General features: G+C 39.4%; 17 protein-coding genes. 13 read left to right on the top strand and 4 right to left on the bottom strand.

Going from position 1 to position 19,155, the window contains the following annotated elements:
- Positions 1–24: 24 nt before the first annotated feature.
- Complete coding sequence (locus BLR36_RS10935; protein ID WP_093061776.1) at positions 25–783, bottom strand: hypothetical protein; 759 nt, start codon at positions 781–783, stop codon at positions 25–27.
- Positions 784–1,937: 1,154 nt separating this feature from the next.
- On the opposite strand from BLR36_RS10935, the gene BLR36_RS10930 reads away from it, so the two are divergent.
- The 5 genes from BLR36_RS10930 to BLR36_RS10910 all read left to right on the top strand — a co-directional run bounded on the left by BLR36_RS10930 (position 1,938) and on the right by BLR36_RS10910 (position 9,444).
- Complete coding sequence (locus BLR36_RS10930; protein WP_093061775.1) at positions 1,938–4,439, top strand: beta-glucosidase; 2,502 nt, start codon at positions 1,938–1,940, stop codon at positions 4,437–4,439.
- Between the two features lie 172 nt (positions 4,440–4,611).
- Positions 4,612–6,138, top strand: a complete 1,527-nt coding sequence (locus BLR36_RS10925) for a right-handed parallel beta-helix repeat-containing protein (protein WP_254771384.1) — start codon at positions 4,612–4,614, stop codon at positions 6,136–6,138.
- Between the two features lie 456 nt (positions 6,139–6,594).
- The gene (locus tag BLR36_RS10920) at positions 6,595–6,852 is read left to right on the top strand and encodes a hypothetical protein (RefSeq protein WP_093061773.1); all 258 of its coding nucleotides are present in this window, start codon (positions 6,595–6,597) and stop codon (positions 6,850–6,852) included.
- A gap of 73 nt (positions 6,853–6,925) precedes the next feature.
- The gene (locus tag BLR36_RS10915; RefSeq protein ID WP_093061772.1) at positions 6,926–7,696 is read left to right on the top strand and encodes a gluconate 2-dehydrogenase subunit 3 family protein; all 771 of its coding nucleotides are present in this window, start codon (positions 6,926–6,928) and stop codon (positions 7,694–7,696) included.
- Between the two features lie 23 nt (positions 7,697–7,719).
- Positions 7,720–9,444 carry a GMC family oxidoreductase gene (locus tag BLR36_RS10910; protein ID WP_093061771.1) on the top strand — a complete coding sequence of 575 codons (1,725 nt, stop codon included), beginning with the start codon at positions 7,720–7,722 and terminating at the stop codon, positions 9,442–9,444.
- 173 nt (positions 9,445–9,617) lie between these two features.
- Here the strand turns inward: BLR36_RS10910 and BLR36_RS10905 are convergent, their stop codons facing one another.
- Positions 9,618–10,256, bottom strand: coding sequence for a GntR family transcriptional regulator (locus BLR36_RS10905; protein WP_093061770.1), 639 nt, complete (start codon positions 10,254–10,256; stop codon positions 9,618–9,620).
- 176 nt (positions 10,257–10,432) lie between these two features.
- On the opposite strand from BLR36_RS10905, the gene BLR36_RS10900 reads away from it, so the two are divergent.
- The 4 genes from BLR36_RS10900 (at position 10,433) to BLR36_RS10885 (ending at position 13,823) form a co-directional block, all read left to right on the top strand.
- On the top strand, positions 10,433–10,777 hold the full coding sequence (locus BLR36_RS10900; RefSeq protein ID WP_093061769.1) for an ArsR/SmtB family transcription factor: 345 nt from the start codon (positions 10,433–10,435) through the stop codon (positions 10,775–10,777).
- Entirely contained in the window at positions 10,777–12,087 is a 1,311-nt protein-coding gene (locus tag BLR36_RS10895; RefSeq protein WP_175454043.1) for an arsenic transporter, read from the top strand. The genes BLR36_RS10900 and BLR36_RS10895 overlap by 1 nt, the downstream gene beginning before the upstream one ends.
- A 19-nt stretch (positions 12,088–12,106) precedes the next feature.
- Positions 12,107–12,526, top strand: coding sequence for an arsenate reductase (thioredoxin) (gene arsC / locus BLR36_RS10890; RefSeq protein ID WP_093061767.1), 420 nt, complete (start codon positions 12,107–12,109; stop codon positions 12,524–12,526).
- Between the two features lie 580 nt (positions 12,527–13,106).
- Complete coding sequence (locus BLR36_RS10885) at positions 13,107–13,823, top strand: ZIP family metal transporter (protein WP_093061766.1); 717 nt, start codon at positions 13,107–13,109, stop codon at positions 13,821–13,823.
- A gap of 51 nt (positions 13,824–13,874) precedes the next feature.
- On the opposite strand, the gene BLR36_RS10880 is transcribed toward BLR36_RS10885, so the two are convergent.
- A complete protein-coding gene (locus tag BLR36_RS10880; RefSeq protein ID WP_093061765.1) occupies positions 13,875–14,189 on the bottom strand; it encodes an ArsR/SmtB family transcription factor in 315 nt (104 codons plus the stop codon).
- A gap of 21 nt (positions 14,190–14,210) precedes the next feature.
- Complete coding sequence (locus BLR36_RS10875) at positions 14,211–15,158, bottom strand: cation diffusion facilitator family transporter (RefSeq protein WP_093061764.1); 948 nt, start codon at positions 15,156–15,158, stop codon at positions 14,211–14,213.
- Between the two features lie 212 nt (positions 15,159–15,370).
- Here BLR36_RS10875 and BLR36_RS10870 point away from each other — a divergent pair, with 212 nt between their 5' ends.
- The 4 genes from BLR36_RS10870 (at position 15,371) to BLR36_RS10855 (ending at position 18,996) form a co-directional block, all read left to right on the top strand.
- Positions 15,371–15,685, top strand: a complete 315-nt coding sequence (locus BLR36_RS10870; protein WP_093061821.1) for a metal-sensing transcriptional repressor — start codon at positions 15,371–15,373, stop codon at positions 15,683–15,685.
- 13 nt (positions 15,686–15,698) lie between these two features.
- The gene (copZ, locus tag BLR36_RS10865) at positions 15,699–15,908 is read left to right on the top strand and encodes a copper chaperone CopZ (RefSeq protein ID WP_093061763.1); all 210 of its coding nucleotides are present in this window, start codon (positions 15,699–15,701) and stop codon (positions 15,906–15,908) included.
- 84 nt (positions 15,909–15,992) lie between these two features.
- A complete protein-coding gene (locus tag BLR36_RS10860; protein ID WP_093061762.1) occupies positions 15,993–18,419 on the top strand; it encodes a heavy metal translocating P-type ATPase in 2,427 nt (808 codons plus the stop codon).
- A 31-nt stretch (positions 18,420–18,450) separates the two neighbouring features.
- Positions 18,451–18,996 carry a YdhK family protein gene (locus BLR36_RS10855; RefSeq protein WP_371326717.1) on the top strand — a complete coding sequence of 182 codons (546 nt, stop codon included), beginning with the start codon at positions 18,451–18,453 and terminating at the stop codon, positions 18,994–18,996.
- The last annotated feature ends 159 nt before the right edge of the window (positions 18,997–19,155 follow it).

Below are 19,155 nucleotides of genomic sequence, written 5' to 3'. Positions count from 1 at the left end.
TTCATTAACGAGCGGTCGAATTATTCACCAAGTTAATATCCCATTGTTATACTTGTGGAAATTACTTGTTGGTTTAAAAGGTTCTATTTTCTCGAAAGTAACGGAATCAGCTTTATACATTTTTCCGTCCCAACCATATTTTACTTTCAGACTGCCTATACCTGCTTCAGGAATAGATACAAAAACGGTTGTATAGCCATAAAGAACGCCATTTTCAGGCTTATAATCCTCATTTGATCCTACACTAGGAGGGGCATCAGAATATTGAAAATTAAATTTTAAATAGTCCTCTACATATTTCTTTTTACCAATTATAACAGTAATCTCATCGCCTTTTCGCTCCATTTTTACAAGTCTTTTGACTGCATCATTAATGGATTCAACTGGCACTTCTTCGTATCTCATATTAGGGTCTCGTACTTGATTTAACACGTGTATTTCTTTTGTAGAAACTCCAGAACCTGAACCAGAAATTAATGCGACTATTACATCTTTTAAGCCATCACTATTAATATCTTCAAAAAATAATTTAGGTCCAAACTTAGCGTTATACCAATTTGGAAAGTTATATAATAATTCACCGCCAACGCTGTCCACTCCACCGCCAACTTGAACAGTAAAGTTTTTAGTAGTCATACTATCTATCTTATCAGCAATTAAAAAAACGTTTTCATACCACAGGTCAGATATAATGTGCGATGTTACAACTCTCTGAACCGCGTATGCTGTCCCTGTTTGACAAACTAAAATCATTAATAATATATATATATAAAACTTCTTCATTGTTTTCACTCCTTTTATTTATAATTCCCCAAAGGAATGAATAATTGTACTGGTATTTTCTTTTTTATTTAATTCTTAAATACGAAATTCGCTTTTCTATGAACAAGCTTTAGGTTCAATGTCATTTTTAGAAACGGGCTTTTGATTGAAGTTAATTTATCGGGGTCATCTGGAAACAAATCTTGTTTCATTATTCAAACAACGTCAAATTACTCCGATTTGCTATGCTTGCCATATGCAGGATTCAAAAGGTTCATATCGAAGAGGTATAGTTACATAAAAAATCAAATCTGAATTTAGGTTGGATTTTCAGTTCCTTCTATATAAATAGAATTGTGGACTCATACAAATTAAAAGGACCTCAGGGGAATCGCTTCACATAACGTAATAATGTGGTTTTTAGCTGTTTCCAGTTCACGACTTTTTTGTCATGCAGAAAAATATGTAGTTCACGACTTTGTTTTACGTGAATAATTTCACACAACGTAAGAATGCGTGTTTCAGGAGTTCAAAGTTCACGACTTTTTTGTAACTGAACATATAACGATAGCTTTACCCCTTTGGTTAGATTAGCCAAAGGGGTGTTTTTATGTCTAAAAGAATATGTGAGATTGAATAGGGAAGAAGGTTGAACTTTCTTATTCTCTTTTACTATAAACATTTCTTCTTTTACTTCTACTTTAGTATATCTTTCTCTGATTAGTTACTTTAACAGCCAACCAATATAGCAAAAATTAATGTGATACATCCAAACCAAACAAAAGTTTTCCATTCTATTTCACATTTATTAAGATTTTTTAATTAAACGAAGCAAACTCCCACAACGTTTCAAACAATGCAGGAGAAGAAATTCTCGGTTCTTTCATCTAATATTATTATATTTTGAATAATAAATTATAATAGGCCTTAAGTTTTATTTTAATCTTTTCTTCGAAAATTATTGCTCAATACAGTGTTTGAATACCATTTTCGGGACTTTAGGAGTGTTACTAATATCGTGATTTTTGTTATGTTTCTGTAATTTGACATTCATACTAGTGTAATAGTTTTCTTCTATACTAAGACACGGAATGATTAGCAAGGGAGAGGACAAGTTGCTAAAATAAATTATATTAGAATACTAATAGACAAGAAGATAGTAAGGGAGAATTAGGATGATAAAACGAATTATTTCCATTTTTTTGACAGCGACGATCTCCATGTCTGCGTTAGTAAATCCTGCTAATGCGGTGACCGGAGAAACGCAAGGGACTAACCCTTGGATGAATATCAACCTCTCTGCTGAGGAGCGTACCGAATTGCTTCTCGATGAGATGACAATGGAACAGAAGATGCAGCAAATCGCCATCTCGCGTTTCAATGAGAACGACAAAGGTGAGCCTGTTGTCATTAAAAGAGGCGGAACTAGTAAGTATATGAACGGCGAATTTGCGCCACAAGGTACCCTTCCTGGGTGTGAGTACCAAGACACAGGTCGGCAAATCAAAGGGATTGAAGAACTCGGTATTCCTACAGTACGTATGACCAACGGTGGTACGGGTGTTAAAGGAGGATCATGTCACAATGACCCACAGGCGACTGGTCTTCCGTCTACCCCAGGTTTAGCTGCGACATTCGACCGCGAGCTAAACTATGAGGCCGGCCGAATCCTTGGTGAAGAGACACGAGCTTTCGCACATCACGTGTTCCTCGGACCAGGTTTGAACCTCATTCGTCACCCGTACGGTGGCCGGAACTATGAGTACTTCAGTGAGGACCCTTATTTGACAGGTATCCTTGCGACCGAGCAAACAAAGGGTATCCAGGATCAAGGAGTCCAGGTACAACTCAAGCACATGGCTGGAAATGAACAGGAAACTGAGCGTTGGACGATGGGTGTCCAAGTTCCTTCAAATGCTATGAACGAGTTGTACATGTTGCCTTTCGAGATGACCGTCAGAGATGCTGACCCAGCTTCCGTGATGTGTTCATTCCCGGATGTTAACGGTACTTATGCTTGTGATAGCTCTGAATTGCTACAAGATGCTCTTCGAGATAACTGGGGCTTTGATGGTTACGTTATGAGTGACCGTCGCGCAGTACACGACACGGTTAAAGCTATCAAGGCGGGCTTGAATGTCGAGCTCGACTGGACACCACAGTATTACACAAAAGAGAAGATTCAAGAAGCTCTTGACGCAGGTTTGGTGACTGAGGACGATATTGATAATCTACTTCGTCCGCGTTACATCAAGATGATCGAGTTCGGTCACATGGACGAGCCTTACGACAAATTTATGCCTGAAATCGTTGACCCGATGCTCAACGGTGCTAGTGCACTTAAGATGGCCGAGGAAGGCTCCGTGCTATTGAAGAACGATAACGACTTCCTGCCACTGAACGGTGAGCCAAAGTCGATCGCGTTGATCGGCATTGAGACGTTCGCTGGTGCGGCAAAGATGTCCCCACGTTCTGTTCGTGACGACAATGATTATGTAGTGACTCCATATACGGTCACACCACAAGAAGGCTTAGAAAATGTTATCAAAGAGTTTGGCTACAACACTAAAGTGAAGTACAACAATGGCAGTGATCCGAAAGCTGCTGCCAAGTTAGCTGCTGAGTCCGATGTCGTGCTTCTCATGGTCGGCGACAACCCGCATGAGACAGTGGACCGTGATACCCTAGGATTCCCAGCCTTGAACCTTAAATCGGGCTTGGCTGAGCAGGAGCCGGTGATTGACGCAGTTATGGAAGCTAATCCGGAGAATACTATTGTGGTACTGAAAACTTCCGGTACGTCAATTATGCCATGGTTGGATAAGGTACCTGCAGTTCTTCAAGCTTGGTACCCAGGTATGGAGGATGGCAATGCCGTCGCTAACCTTCTCTATGGTAAGGTTAACCCATCCGGTAAGTTGCCGATGACATTCGGTGCTACTGAACGTGAAGCTGCCTTCGCGACTGAAGAGCAGTACCCTGGAACTCGTCAAGATACTGGTAAAGTTGGTGGACCTGGTCCTTATGGTGATGGTTCTGATCAACTAATCGCTCAGTACACAGAAGGTCTAGAAATGGGCTATCGCTGGTACGAAGCAAACAATGTGAAACCAGTCTTCCCATTCGGATACGGACTATCGTATACAACTTTCGAATATGACGACCTTAAAGTGAAGAATGTCCGCGATACAGGAAAAGAAGGCAAAGGAGCATTATCTGGTATTGACGTGTCCTTCACGATCACGAACACAGGTGATGTTGCCGGTAAAGAAGCTGCACAAGTCTATCTGACTCTACCAGAAGAGGCAGGGCAGCCAACTAAGCGACTTGTAAACTTCGAGAAGGTTGACCTTGAGCCTGGTGAGAGCGAGCGTGTGACTGTACGTATTAATCACGACGACTCCAACCACCCGTTCTCCTATTTTGTTCCGGAAGAACCGGACAACCTAGCGAACTGGGCTGATGGCGAGTGGGCAACTGTTGATGGAAAGTATGGCGTGCATGTTGGAGGTTCTTCAGCAGACACTCCGTTGGAAAAAGACATTCCATTGAACTTCAAACATAACAAAGACAATGGCAAAGACAAAAATAAAAACAAAAACAAAGGCAATAACAATGGTAACAAAAGCAACAACAAAGGCAATGGTCAAGGCAACAATAATGGCAATAGCCAATGATAATAGAGATGGCAAGGGAAACACTAATCGGTAGACCCCTGGTCATGGGATGACGGCGACGACCCGGTAGGGAGCGTTCGGATAACCCGAAGGCGGTGAGCGAGTGGGCTCACCGCTTTTCTTGTCGCCTCCAAAAGGACGAAAAGAGTACAAAAAGGAAGTGAGTAGTTTGATGAAGAGATCTGTTCAGAACAGCCGGCGAAGTCCGGCACCGTGGTGGGTTACCCTATTCCTTATGGTCCTCTTGACCGCATGCACCGTGGAAGAATCCGAAGGACCGGTCGAGAGAGATGAAGCTGTAGAACCCGCAGCGTCCGAGAGTGATAAAGCCGTGGAACCTGCTCCGTCCGAGCTACGCGACTGGCAAGCTCCCGGCTTGGTGGACCGGTCCGGCAAGCCGATCGAAGTGAAGACGCCGGGTCCGGTCACGGGTAAGACCCTGGATGTCACGCATTTCGGGGCAGATCCGGATCCAGACACACACGACGATGCAACTGCCATCCGAGCGGCCCTGGCTGCGGCAGAACCGGGTGACGAAGTACTGCTACCGACCGGCACGTATGACCTGCGTTCCGTTGACCCGGACGACGAGTCGGCGAACATCGTGTTGCGTAGCGGCGTGGACCTACGCGGTGAGGGCCAGGAGAACACCGTACTGTTGACTTCCTTCGACGGAGTAGATGATAGTAGGGTAATCCGTGGCTCCGGCGTTCACGACGTCATCATCGCTGATTTCACTATCACTTCCCGTCATGAGGGACCACTCGGCTACGATCCCGACGACGGGGACGCGAGTGGTGGCCCGATGTACGGGATTCACCTCGGATCCTACGAAGGACAGGCTAGCACCCAGATACTGGTGGAGAACCTGGGCATCCGAAGGTTCGAGCGCCACGGCATCTCCGTCAAGGCTAGCCGTGAAGTGACCCTCTCTGGAAACTACATCAGTGAGGCAACAGCCGTCGGTTCTGGCGGACAAGGCTACGGCATCGCTATCGAGGGCTCAAGGGACCAACGAAACCCGGATGCTACCAACGATTCCCGACATAACGTAGTCATCGGCAATACTTTTGATGGCAGGCATCTGCGGCACGCCATTTTGCTGCAGTTCCCCACGCACAACAATCTAGTGGCGGACAACGTGATTGTTGGCAGCCACCTCGACGCCATTGACCTGCATGGCGAAGGTGAATACCTGAATGAGATCCGGGATAACACAGTCATTGGCGGGCATCGGGCGGGCATCGCGCTCGGCAATTCTGGAGGGGCCAAGAACAAACACGACGCCTCTGGACCTGGAAATTGGGTGCACTCCAACGACCTGATTGGAAACCGTCAGGGAATTCTCGTCATCCTAGGAACTCCTGAAACTCTCATCGAGAACAACAGGATTACCGGCGATGAGGATTCGAATACCGGTATTGAGGTCCGCAATGCACCGGGCACCAAATTGCGCGGTAACCATATCACTGGAGGGACTGAAGGGTTTTGGTCCATCCGGCTCAGTGAGGACCGCGGTACTGACGGACGGGGATCAGGTATTCCCTCTGATATTAGTATCGAGTCCAACATTATTAGACAGGCTTCCAACGGCATCAGAATTGATGCAGGCAAGGACCTCAGCATGGTCGAAAACGTCGTCGATGGCATCGACGGAGCAGAGCTGAGGGTGGCCGATGGAATTGATGTAAGCGGGTAGCCCAAGCGGTCCATGAGCTCGGTGAATTGCTGCACCATGCAGGAGGTCGACTCCTAATGGAGGGGTAATGGTTGGATAGCAAACCTAGTTTTTATGATTAGAAAACAACGAATTAAGATTCTAATTGTAAATAACATGAAAACGCTCAGAGAATATTTCTCTGAGCGTTTTTTTCTTTCCAGCTAAAACTATTTTTCTGGGAGTTTAATTAGCAAGTAACCATATTAATTATGAAAAGTTTTTTTATACGGATTTATTCAATTATTAATAGAGTTATTAAACGTAGAATAGTTAATGATTATATATCCTCCTATGCTAAATTTTAAAGGTGTACAAATAACAAAAGAATGTAGTAAAATGAAGGATGTTATTTTTGTATACAAAAGATATTATTTTGTATACAAAATAATATCTTTTTATAATAGTTCTAATTGTTGTTTAGAAAGGAGAATAAGTATGACACAGTACAATTTAGAAGAATTAAGGATGCTCAATCAAATGCTACTTGCCCTTTTTATCGTAGCTGATTTTGCACTTTTGCTCTTTTTTTATAATAGTCCATTCCCTTGGTTTGCCCTATTAGGTTCTGGAATTGGTTTAGCAATCATTATTCTTTGTTGGACAGGAAGAAAATACACTATTTTTATAGCTTCATTACTTGTTTTTTCAGCTCTTCATACGATTGTATATAATTGGAGCTCTATAGTGCATTAATAGAAAAATTTTTTGAGCATTTTTTGTTTAATTAATTTAATAGAAAGTCATTAAATTTATGGGAGGTTTTGTTATGTCAGAACAAGAAAAGAATAATTCCGTTTTAGACAAACGTTCGTCTAGACGTACGTTTATTAAAAATTCTGGTTTGACTGTAGGTGGAGTTGTTTTAGGTGGAGCTTTAGGAAGTCTTCTTATAAAAGATGATAAATCAACAACCACTTCTGAAACTCAAAATCACGCAACAACACCTACTGCTAATCCAAATGTAGCACTAATGTTTTTCACACCAAACCAATATCAAGTTACGCAAGCAGCAGTGGAACGTATTTTCCCTGAAGATGCAAATGGTCCAGGTGCCAAAGAACTTAATGCTGCTATTTATATCGATCACCAATTGGCTGGGCCATGGGGTTCTAACGTAAAAGATTACCGTTTAGGTGCTTTTTATAAAGCAGAAGAAAACCAAGGTCCACAAACGAAGATTCTTCGAAAAGATCTATTCCTAGCTGGTTTAGAGAGCTTAAACACATATAGTAATCAACAATTTGAAGCTGACTTTAAAGAGTTAGAAGCCACTCAACAAGACGAAGTACTACTAGCATTTAGCGAAGGCAAAGTTGAATTATACGGGAAAGTTTCTTCTTCTCAATTTTTCAGTTTACTTCGCACATTAACTCTTGAGGGTGTATATGCAGACCCAATGTATGGTGGTAATAAAGAAATGCTTGGCTGGAGTATGCGTAAGTATCCAGGATCTCGTATGCAATACGTGGCTGAAATACAAGATGAGAAATTTATCCAACTTGAACCACAAAGTTTAAATTCTCATATGGGACACTAATAATAGAAGGGACTGACATATAAATGGTTACAAAATTACCTAAAGTACCTGTTGTAGTAGTAGGAATGGGTTGGGCTGGTGGGATTGTCTCAGCTGAACTAACAAAAGCAGGAATAAATGTTGTTGGATTAGAACGCGGTAAAGATCGGACAACAGCTGATTATACAATGGGACATGATGAACTTCGTTACCAACATCGTCAAGAATTAATGCAGGATCTTTCTAAGGAAACTATTACTTATAGAAATACAGTATCAGGTAAAGCTTTACCGATGCGTCACTACGGTACATTCATAGTAGGAGACGGAGTTGGTGGTGCAGGTAGTCACTGGAATGGACAAACTTATCGTTTCTTACCTTATGATTTCGAAATTCGTACGAAAACAATTGAGCGTTACGGGATCGAAAAAATTCCCGCTTGGATGGAAGGTCTTAACGACTGGGGTCTAACTTATAATGAAATGGAACCATATTACGATACATTCGAAAAAATGGCAGGTATTTCAGGTGAAACAGTAGAACTATGGGGGAAACGTACTAATCCATATCCAACACCACCTTTAGTAAAAACACCATTAATGAAAGAATTCGAAAAAGCAGCAACAAGCCTAGGATACAAGCCTTTCGTTATTCCTGCAGCTAACCTTTCTGAATCATATACAAATCCAGATGGCATCTCTCGTGGAGCATGTCAATACTGTGCGTATTGTGAAAACTTTGGATGTGAATATGGTGCTAAAGGTGACCCAGCTGTAACAGTAATTCCAGTTGCAAAACAAACAGGTAAATTAGAACTTCGTACACATTCTAATGTTTTAGAATTAACTAAAAGTGGTGGCAAAGCAAATGGAGTTATTTATGTAGATATGCTAACTGGAGAAAAATTTGAGCAACCTGCAGATGTAGTTGTAGTAGCAAGTTATGTATTCAACAATGCTCGTTTACTTCTTAATTCTGGTATCGGTACTCCATACGATCCAAAAACAGGTAAAGGAACAATCGGTAAAAACTACTGTTACCAAGTAACTGCTGGTGGTTCTCAACTATTCTTCGAGGATAGAGAGTTTAATCTATACGGCGGTGCTGGTGCTTTAGGTATTGAGATCGGGGAATATATGGGGGATAACTTTGACCATGCTAAAGTAGACTTCATCCACGGTGCTGGCATTCGTTCAACACAATATGGTGACCGTCCAATTGCAGTAAACCGTGTACCTGCTGGAACACCAAACTGGGGTGCTGAGTTCAAAGAGAAATCTATTAAATATGCGAATTCAAACTTCCCAGTTAAAACACAAGGTGCTTCATTACCGCATAAAGAAAATTACCTGGATCTTGACCCAGAATTTAAAGACGAATTTGGATATCCATTATTACGTATGACATATGAATATACAGATAATGACCGTGCCCTGGGTAAATACATGTCAACTATCACGCGTAAGATTGCAGAAGAAATCGGTGCAGATATTATTGATACAAACGAAGAACAAGGTCCGTTTAACGTAAACAAAGATTCAAACACTCATAATACAGGTGGAGTTATTATGGGGTCAGACCCTGAGAAATCAGCACTAAACACTTACCTACAAATGTGGGAAGCTGAAAACGTATTTGTCGTGGGTGCTTCTGCATTTCCACATAATAGTTGCTTCAATCCAACTGGTACACTTGGTGCACTTTCATACCGTGCAGCAGAAGGTATTCAAAAATACCTAAAAGAAGGCGGAATACTAGTTAAAGCATAATGACAACTAGTATTATTCTAGAAAAAAGTAGATAGCTTTTTCTACAAAATAACGTATTTAAGCACTAATTCAATGGCTAATTGGTTGAATTAGTGCTTTTTTATATGTTAAAGAAATTTATCAAGGTATTCATACTTTTAAACGTTATTTTAAAGTTTAAACTGCATAATACTTTAAAACTGACCTTTCCTGCCAATAACCTCAAGAGTAAAATTCATATCTTTATATAAATGTTGGGCCATTAGTTCGCCAGCAAGTTGTTCATTCCTATTCTTAATGGCTTTGTAAATTTCTTCATGCTCATCTATTAAATGTGGACGATTATATATATCCAGCCTTAGGCTAAACAAATAGAAAATTGTCTGAGCTTTTTCTAATCTTTCAATCATTATTGGATTTTGGCATTCATTTATAATTAATTCATGAAAGCGTTGGGTTTCATTGTATGTATTTTTTGATTGTCCATCCACAAGAGAATTACGAGATTTCTTTATGGTATTTTCAAGTTCTATTAACGTTTCTGTTGTCATATTTTTCGCGGCTCTTTTTGCTGCAAAACTTTCTAGTAATATGCGTATCTCATATATGTATATCAAATCCTGTGCAGTGGGATTATAGATATGCTTATTTTTAATTAAACCTTCTTGCTCTAGTCTTTTAATTGCTTCACGAATTGGTGTACGACTAACACCTATCTCACTCGCAAGACGTTCTTCTACGAGCTTCATTCCGCCTTTATAAGTTCCATCCAGCATACGTTCTCGAATGTATTCATAAGCCAATTTTTGTGAATTCATTTTGTCAGAAACCATAAATTAACCCCTTGAAATTATTTTAATTAAATATTCACCTATTATACTTTATAAATTATTTTTTTTGAAGAATAGTACACCTTCAGTCATGTTTCTCTTGTAATCATTATATAAGCAAATTATTATATAAGTAAACGGTTATATGATAATCGTTTATGGGTGTAAGGAGGTACCTCATGGAATTTTCAACAATTGAAATTGAAAAAGCGGCAACAATATTGAAGTTGTTAGGTGACAAAACAAGGCTAACTATGGTCAAAATGTTAGATACAAACGATTATTGTGTTTGTGAATTTGTTGAAATTTTTAAAGTAAGTCAGCCTGCTATTAGTCAGCACGTAAGGAAATTAAAAGATGCTGGATTGGTACGTGAAACAAGAAGGAGTCAGTGGGTTATTTATTCATTGAACAAGGAAAGTGATGTACTTCCATTTGTCCAGAGCTTGATTGATCATCTTCCAAAGCAAGATTTTAAACTACAAGAATTAGAACAACAGGGATTACGTATCTCATGTGAGTAATGGAGGTTAGTATTTTGTCACCAGTTATTTTAGCAACAATGATTTTTATAGTAACGCTTATCTTCGTTATATGGCAACCAAGAGGTCTGAATATTGGTTGGTCAGCCTGTGGAGGAGCCACCATAGCGTTATTAGTAGGGGTAGTTGGTTTTCATGATGTCATTGAAGTAGTAGACATTACTTGGAATGCAACATTGTCCTTTATTGCAATTATCCTCATTTCTTTGATTTTAGACGAGATTGGCTTATTTGAGTGGGCTGCATTACATATGGCAAGGGCAGCGAAAAGTAATGGATTTAAGATGTTCATTTATGTAAGTGTGTTAGGTGCTATTGTTGCAGCCTTCTTTGCGAATGATGGAGCTGCGTTAATATTAACGCCAATTGTTTTGGCAATGGTTCGAAACTTGAATTTCAATGAAAAAATGATTTTCCCATTTATTATGGCGAGTGGATTTATAGCAGATACAACTTCGCTCCCGTTTGTAGTTAGTAACCTTGTTAACATTGTTTCTGCAGATTTCTTTAATATCGGTTTCGTGGAATATGCTTCAAGAATGATTATTCCTAACATATTCTCCCTGATTGCAACTATTAGCGTATTATTATTTTATTTTAGAAAAAGCATTCCAAGGACCTATGATTTATCAAAACTTAGAGACCCAAAAGAAGCTATTAAAGATATAAAAATGTTTCATCTTTCATGGTATGTACTTGCAATATTAGTTATCGGTTATTTTAGTAGTGAATTCATCCAGGTTCCTGTTTCCATAGTAGCTGGAATTGTAGCGATATTCTTCATCGCTATGGCGAGAAGAAGTAGTGCAGTTGATACAAGAGCAGTTATTAAAGGAGCCCCATGGAATATTGTATTTTTCTCCATTGGTATGTACGTGGTTGTTTACGGACTGGGGAATGCAGGACTGACGAGCGTTCTAGCTGGTGTTATTGAAGTCGCTGCAGAACAGGGATTATTCATAGCTACGATGTCGATGGGCTTCATCGCAGCCTTCCTCTCATCCCTAATGAATAACATGCCGACCGTGATGATCGATGCCTTAGCGATTGCAGAAACGAATACTTCTGGTACAATCCGTGAAGCACTTATTTATGCTAACGTAATAGGATCGGACTTAGGACCAAAAATTACTCCGATTGGTTCACTTGCAACACTAGTATGGCTTCATGTTTTATCCCAAAAAGGTGTGAAGATATCTTGGGGAACTTATTTTAAAACAGGTATTGTCTTAACAGTTCCTATTCTATTTATTACATTATTAGGTCTATATATTTCATTAAAATTGTTCTAACCAAAGGAGATTGCTAATTATGTCAAAAAAAACACTATACTTTTTATGTACAGGAAATTCATGCAGAAGCCAAATGGCAGAAGGCTGGGGGAAAAAGTATTTAGGTGATGAGTGGGAAGTTTTGAGTGCAGGCATTGAAGCACATGGCCTAAACCCGAATGCTGTTAAAGCCATGAATGAAATTGGAATCGATATTTCAAATCAAACTTCAGATATCATCGATATGAAAACGTTAAATAATGCAGATTTTGTTGTTACGCTTTGTGGTGATGCTGCCGATAAATGTCCAGTGACACCACCACATGTGAAACGTGAGCACTGGGGCTTTGACGACCCTGCTAAAGCACAAGGAACGGATGAAGAGAAATGGCCGACCTTCCAACGAGTTCGTGATGAAGTTGGAGAAAGAATCAAGCGTTTCGCTGAGACAGGCAAATGAATTAATATTTGGCATTAAAATCATATTCAAAGAAGTTTAATTCTTGGTTTGGATTAACGGGCACTTTGTTTATAAGAATAATAAAAGAGGAATTTGAATTCTCAAGTTCTTCAGACTGTAGACAAACTCGAATAATCTCGAGTTTGCCAACAGTCTTTTTTCTTATAAAATAGTATTTATAATTTAAAGTTGGTTGATTTTCGTTCTGGCGGACGCTTTCCGCGGGCCCGGCTCAAGCCTCCTCGTCGCAAGCTCCTGCGGGGTCTCGAGACTCGGGCTGTTCCCGCAGGAGTCGCCGCCTACACTACAATCAACTACTATCTAAATAAACGTCGAGATGAATGGATAGGGTGACTAAAAATCAACATATTGATAGCGAAGTATTTCGCCTTTCAAATCTATTAGCTTCACAAAAGGCATTCAGAATGTGATGATTCTGATCCCTTTGTCTTCAATCTGAGGAACTTGAATTCTCAAGTTCTTTTTTTGTCCTTTAGATTTGAATATTAATTATTTACCTCTTCATAAATGTCTAACAAATGCCATATAGAATAAAGACAAATTTAATAAGGATGGTTTAGTGTCTTACATATGGGTCGTTGGTTATTTATGTACTGCTATTGGTTTTAGTATAGGTGGGGTTATAGCTTGGAGCGTTAATGGTTTTCAGAAAAAAATAGATTACATTTACAGTGTTTGTGTGGGGCTAACCCTTGGTGTATTAAGTTTTGAGATTGTACCAGAAGCAATAGAATTAGGAAATTGGATTACTTTCATCCTGGGCTTTTTTGTGGGCATCATATTGTTTGAAGCAGCACACAAAACATTGAAAATACTGTTAGGAACAACGACGGGTCAAGACAAGAGTTTTTCTTTTCAAACAGGCATCCTATTGGTACTTAGCATTTCATTTCACAATTTACCGATAGGAATTGTTTTGGGTTCTACACGAGATACATCATTAGAATACTCGTTACTCCAAGCCATTCTTCTTCATAATGTACCAGAAGGTATTATAGTCTTTACTCTTTTGTATGTGGCCGGTAATAGGATATGGTCATGGTTATTCTTCTCTTTGATTATTGCAGCTCCTGTAGGGATTGGAGCTTACTTCGGAAGTAAATTAGGCACCGGCAATCCTCTTTTTTGGTCGTTTGCAATTAGTCTTGCTGCAGGTACAATCTATATCATCATTGTGAAGGAAGTAATTATGGAAGCCATTCAGGATACTTCGCATGTATTATTAATTGCAATTATCAGCTTTGGTTGCATTGGATTCTACTTTTTTCTTTTGTAACCTTATTAATATGTAAAAAAGTACCATAAGTTTTTAGTAGAACATTTTTTATTAATGTTTTGCATGATCAATAGCCTGATGCAATAGATTCATAATATGGTCATCATCGCTTGAATAGTATAAGGTTGTTCCTTCACGTCGGAACTTTACTAATCGTAAATTTTTCAAAAAGCGAAGTTGATGGGATACTGTTGATTGGCCTAAATTTAGTTCCTCTGCAATATCATTCACAGAATGCTCGTTACAGCAAAGTAAATTTAATATGCGAATACGTGTTGGATCACTTAAAGCTTTAAACGTCTGGGATACGACAAACAGAGTTTCTTCATCTAATTCATGTGTATTAGTTTGTACTTCTTCGCGCATACTTTTCAAAACCTCCGTAGTTTAGTGATGGTGGTGTGCATGGGAATCAGATTCAGTTGCCTTTACAGTACATAAAATGGAATTATCATGTCTATGGGCAGCAGTTTCTAGTTGAATCGTCACATGCTGAATATTTTTATGTTCTAAATCATGTTCGATTTTACGTAGTATTTTTTCGCCTTCTGCAATCGTCATTTGTTCTTCGACTACCACATGGCAAGAAAGTGCATTTAACCCGCTTGTAATAGACCATATGTGTAAATCATGAACGCCTATGATACCCTTAGTCTGTTCAATAGTTTGAGCGACGTCATTTACACTTACATTTTGAGGAGTCCCCTCCATCAATACATGTAGGGAAGCTTTTGTCACATAGTAACCGCTGCGTAAAACAAGGATGGCGACAATGACACTTGCTAGTGGATCAGCCCAATTCCAGTCTAAAAACATGATTAAAAGAGCTGCAATAATAGCGCCAACAGAGCCTAACATATCACTTATCACATGAAGAAATGCCCCACGCATATTTAAATTGCCTTTCGTATCACTGCCTCTCATCATAATCCAAGCTACAAGAATATTCACAGCTAACCCAATACTACTAATAACTAGCATTCCCGTAGTTGCTATGGCTGGTGGGTTAGTAAAACGTTGAAATGCCTCATAAAAAATATAGAGCGCAATTAATATCAGTGTTACCCCATTGAATACTGCTGCCAAAATTTCAAAACGTTTATAGCCGTAGGTCTTACTAGCATTTGCTGCTTTTTCACTAAACGTAAATGCCATTAGGGCAATCCCAAGTGATACTGCATCACTTAGCATATGTCCAGCATCTGAAAGAAGGGCTAAACTGTTTGTCAAATATCCTCCTATTACTTCTACAATCATGTAACTGGTAATAATGAAAAACGAGATCAGTAACACTTTCTTATTTGCGCCATGTGAATGGTTATGATTATCCGCCATATAAATTCCTCCATTGTTACTTATTACAAAAATTATATATGATAATATATTCATATAAACATATTATGTGCTTTTATATTTTTTGTCAACTTTATATTTGGAACTCTAAATTATATTTTCCTTAATAAAAAGCATTACACTTTACATACCCCCTACAGGTACTGTAATATGATAGTAAGAAAAAATAGGAGGTTGAATAGTTGGATAGTGTAATGGAAGAGAATACAATCACATCTGATCATTCTTGTAGAAAAAGTCATCATCCCGACTATGTAAAAAAAGATCTAACGAATCGATTAAATCGCATTGAAGGTCAGATTCGAGGAATAAAAGGAATGGTAGACAAAGACGTCTATTGTGATGATATTATTACCCAACTTTCTGCAACTCAATCTGCTTTAAACAGTGTAGCAAAAGTACTTTTGCAAGGACATCTAAAAGGCTGTGTAGTAGATAGACTAGCGGAAGGTGACGATGAAGTACTGGATGAATTATTAGTAACGATTCAAAAATTAATGAAAAAATAAGAGGAGGATTTAAATGGTAAATCAAGTAACACTAAACGTACAAGGAATGTCATGTGGTCACTGCGTTAGCTCTGTTGAGAACAGTGTAGGAAAGTTAGATGGAGTAAATGAAGTAAAAGTTCATTTAGAATCAGGTAAAGTGGACGTTTCATTTGAAGAAGATAAAGTATCACTAGATGTGATTAAAGAAACAATTGATGATCAAGGATACGATGTAGTATAAGTAGAGAAGAGTGCTATAAAGGCACTCTCTTTCTTTCATAAAATTATACCCCCTGGTAGTATATAAAGGAGAGGTGAAAATAAGATGAGTAGTGAAATTAAAGAAACCAGTTTACAAATTACTGGAATGACCTGTGCTGCTTGTGCAACACGAATTGAAAAAGGGTTAAATAAAATGGACGGTGTAGAGCAAGCCAATGTGAACTTGGCGCTGGAAAAGTCATTGATTAAATATGATCCTCAAAAATTGAATAATGGCGACTTGGAAAAGAAAATTCAGGATTTGGGCTATGGGGTTGCTAAGGAAAATAAGGAATTTGCCATTACTGGAATGACTTGTGCAGCCTGTGCAACGAGGATTGAAAAAGGTCTTAACAAGCTAGAAGGTGTGTCCTTTGCAAACGTCAATTTGGCACTGGAAAATGCAACTGTAGAATTTAACCCTTCACAAGTTTCTGTTTCAGATATTATAGGTCGAGTGGAAAAACTGGGGTATGGAGCAATCAATAAAGAAGACGAAAAGGAAGCTGTCGATTATCGCGAGCGAGCTATTCAAATCCAGAAGCGAAAGTTTATCATCGCAGCGATATTGTCATTGCCATTATTATGGACAATGGTCGGTCACTTTTCATTCACGTCGTTTATCTATATGCCAGAATTCCTTATGAATCCGTGGGTGCAGATGGCTTTAGCGACACCGGTTCAATTTCTCATAGGAGGTCAGTTTTATGTAAGTGCATATAAGGCGTTACGAAATGGCAGTGCCAATATGGATGTGCTAGTAGTAATGGGCACATCGGCAGCTTATTTTTATAGTGTCTATCAAGCTATTATTACTACAGGTGAACATCATACAGCAAATCTCTATTTTGAAACGAGTGCGGTGCTCATCACGCTAATTATATTAGGGAAACTGTTTGAAGCAAAAGCAAAAGGGCGTTCGTCCGAAGCCATTAAAAAGCTTATGGGACTACAAGCTAAAACAGCCTTAGTATTAAGAAATGAAACAGAAATAGAAATACCACTTGAAGAAGTTGTAACTGGGGACACAATATTAGTAAAGCCTGGTGAAAAGATACCGGTCGATGGAGAAGTACTAGAAGGAAACACCGCTGTCGATGAATCTATGCTTACTGGCGAAAGTATTCCAGTAGACAAAGCAGTCGGAGATGTATTGTTCGGTTCAACAATCAATAAAAATGGTTTTCTTAAAATGAAAGCTACAAAAATCGGAAGAGATACTGCTCTTGCCCAAATTATTAAAGTGGTAGAGGATGCACAAGGTTCAAAGGCGCCTATTCAAAGGCTTGCAGATAAAATCTCTGGTGTATTCGTGCCGATTGTAATAGGTATTGCAATTATCACTTTTTTAGTTTGGATCATATGGGTGAACCCTGGTGAAATCACTCCTGCCTTGGAAGCGCTGATTGCTGTTCTTGTAATTGCTTGTCCATGTGCACTCGGACTTGCAACACCTACCTCTATTATGGCTGGTTCAGGTCGTGCAGCCGAGTTCGGAATCCTATTTAAAGGTGGAGAGCATTTAGAAACTACTCACCATATTGATACAGTCATTGTAGATAAAACAGGTACAGTCACAAACGGAAAACCAGAACTGACGGATGTAATTGTGGCGAGTGGCGTAGTTGAAGAGGAGTTTCTATCTTTAATCGGTGCAGCTGAAAAACAATCAGAACATCCACTTGCGGAAGCAGTTGTAAAAGGAATTCAGGATAGAGGTATTCTATTCGAGGCAGCTCAGGAGTTTGAAGCAATTCCGGGCTATGGAGTAAGAACAATTGTTGATCGGAAAGTAATTCTTGTAGGCACTCGGAAGCTAATGAATAAATATAACGTCGAAATATCTAGCATACTAACAACTATGGAAGAACTTGAGGCTAATGGGAAAACAGCCATGCTCGCAAGTATTGACGGCCAGTTTGCCGGACTAATTGCGGTTGCAGATACGATTAAAGAAACTTCTAAAAAAGCCATTGAACGTTTACACGAGATGAATATCGAAGTGATTATGATGACAGGTGATAATCAACGTACTGCAGCTGCAATCGGTAAAGAGGTTGGAATTGACCATGTCATTGCTGAAGTACTTCCTGAAGGGAAAGCGGAAGAAGTAAAAAAACTTCAAGTAGCTGGCAAAAAGGTTGCGATGGTTGGAGATGGTATTAATGACGCCCCAGCTCTAGCGGTTGCTAATATTGGAATGGCCATTGGTACAGGAACAGACGTTGCCATGGAAGCTGCAGATATCACATTGATCCGAGGTGATTTAAATAGCATAGCGGATGCAATAATTATGAGCCATAAGACAATGAGAAATATCAAACAAAATCTATTTTGGGCGTTCGGCTATAATACATTGGGTATACCAATTGCAGCAGTAGGCTTACTTGCACCTTGGGTAGCGGGAGCAGCTATGGCATTCAGCTCTGTATCCGTTGTGTTGAACGCATTACGTCTACAAAAAGTAAAACTAGAAAAGCATGTGCGTTGAGAGTTTATAGCTTCGATTGAGGAGGATGACGATGAAAAAAGTAGTTATAGGAATCATTTCATTGGTTGCTGCATTTACGTTGTCGGCATGTGCTGGTGATGACAAGGAAACGAGTACTCATGAAAACATGGACCATTCGAATATGGAACACTCTAGTACAGGCGAGGTTCCTGAGGGCTTGAAAGTAGCTGACGATCCTACTTTTGAAGTGGGAAGTAAAGCTATTCTGGAAACAGATCATATGGAAGGTATGAAGGGTGCAGAGGCAACTATTGTCGGTGCCTATGATACAACTGCCTATGTCATTTCTTATACACCTACGTCTGGTGGAGAAAGAGTGGAAAATCATAAATGGGTCATTCAGGAAGAGATTAAAGACGCTGGGGATAAAACGCTAGAACCAGGAACAGAAGTTACTATTGAAGCTGATCATATGTCTGGTATGGAAGGTGCTACTGCAGTAATTGAATCTGCAGAACGTACAACCGTATACATGGTCGATTACACTCCGACTTCAGGTGGAGCAGAAGTGAAAAACCACAAGTGGGTAACGGAAAGCGAACTATCTGCCAAATAACAGAACTACATTTAGAACAAAAGAGATTGGGACATAACTGGTTTTTAAATTTAAAAACGTGAAATCAGTCAATTGATTTCACGTTTTTTTCTTTATTTTATAGACAAAAGATTATCAAGTCTTATTCTTTTTGGGGGAAAGTTTGTCTCTGCCACTTTC

Origin of the sequence: Psychrobacillus sp. OK028, assembly GCF_900103605.1 — a bacterium.
Classification (GTDB): domain Bacteria; phylum Bacillota; class Bacilli; order Bacillales_A; family Planococcaceae; genus Psychrobacillus.
This window is presented reverse-complemented; position numbering and strand designations above follow the sequence as displayed.

Coding starts and splice junctions, on each gene's coding strand:
- BLR36_RS10855 (WP_371326717.1), top strand. CDS start 18,451: ATGAAAAAAGTAGTTATAGGAATCATTTCATTGGTTGCTGCATTTACG.
- BLR36_RS10910 (WP_093061771.1), top strand. CDS start 7,720: ATGGTTACAAAATTACCTAAAGTACCTGTTGTAGTAGTAGGAATGGGT.
- BLR36_RS10935 (WP_093061776.1), bottom strand. CDS start 783: ATGAAGAAGTTTTATATATATATATTATTAATGATTTTAGTTTGTCAA.
- BLR36_RS10875 (WP_093061764.1), bottom strand. CDS start 15,158: ATGGCGGATAATCATAACCATTCACATGGCGCAAATAAGAAAGTGTTA.
- BLR36_RS10920 (WP_093061773.1), top strand. CDS start 6,595: ATGACACAGTACAATTTAGAAGAATTAAGGATGCTCAATCAAATGCTA.
- BLR36_RS10870 (WP_093061821.1), top strand. CDS start 15,371: ATGGAAGAGAATACAATCACATCTGATCATTCTTGTAGAAAAAGTCAT.
- BLR36_RS10895 (WP_175454043.1), top strand. CDS start 10,777: ATGGAGGTTAGTATTTTGTCACCAGTTATTTTAGCAACAATGATTTTT.
- BLR36_RS10930 (WP_093061775.1), top strand. CDS start 1,938: ATGATAAAACGAATTATTTCCATTTTTTTGACAGCGACGATCTCCATG.
- BLR36_RS10880 (WP_093061765.1), bottom strand. CDS start 14,189: ATGCGCGAAGAAGTACAAACTAATACACATGAATTAGATGAAGAAACT.
- BLR36_RS10900 (WP_093061769.1), top strand. CDS start 10,433: ATGGAATTTTCAACAATTGAAATTGAAAAAGCGGCAACAATATTGAAG.
- BLR36_RS10905 (WP_093061770.1), bottom strand. CDS start 10,256: ATGGTTTCTGACAAAATGAATTCACAAAAATTGGCTTATGAATACATT.
- BLR36_RS10925 (WP_254771384.1), top strand. CDS start 4,612: ATGAAGAGATCTGTTCAGAACAGCCGGCGAAGTCCGGCACCGTGGTGG.
- copZ (WP_093061763.1), top strand. CDS start 15,699: ATGGTAAATCAAGTAACACTAAACGTACAAGGAATGTCATGTGGTCAC.
- BLR36_RS10915 (WP_093061772.1), top strand. CDS start 6,926: ATGTCAGAACAAGAAAAGAATAATTCCGTTTTAGACAAACGTTCGTCT.
- BLR36_RS10860 (WP_093061762.1), top strand. CDS start 15,993: ATGAGTAGTGAAATTAAAGAAACCAGTTTACAAATTACTGGAATGACC.
- arsC (WP_093061767.1), top strand. CDS start 12,107: ATGTCAAAAAAAACACTATACTTTTTATGTACAGGAAATTCATGCAGA.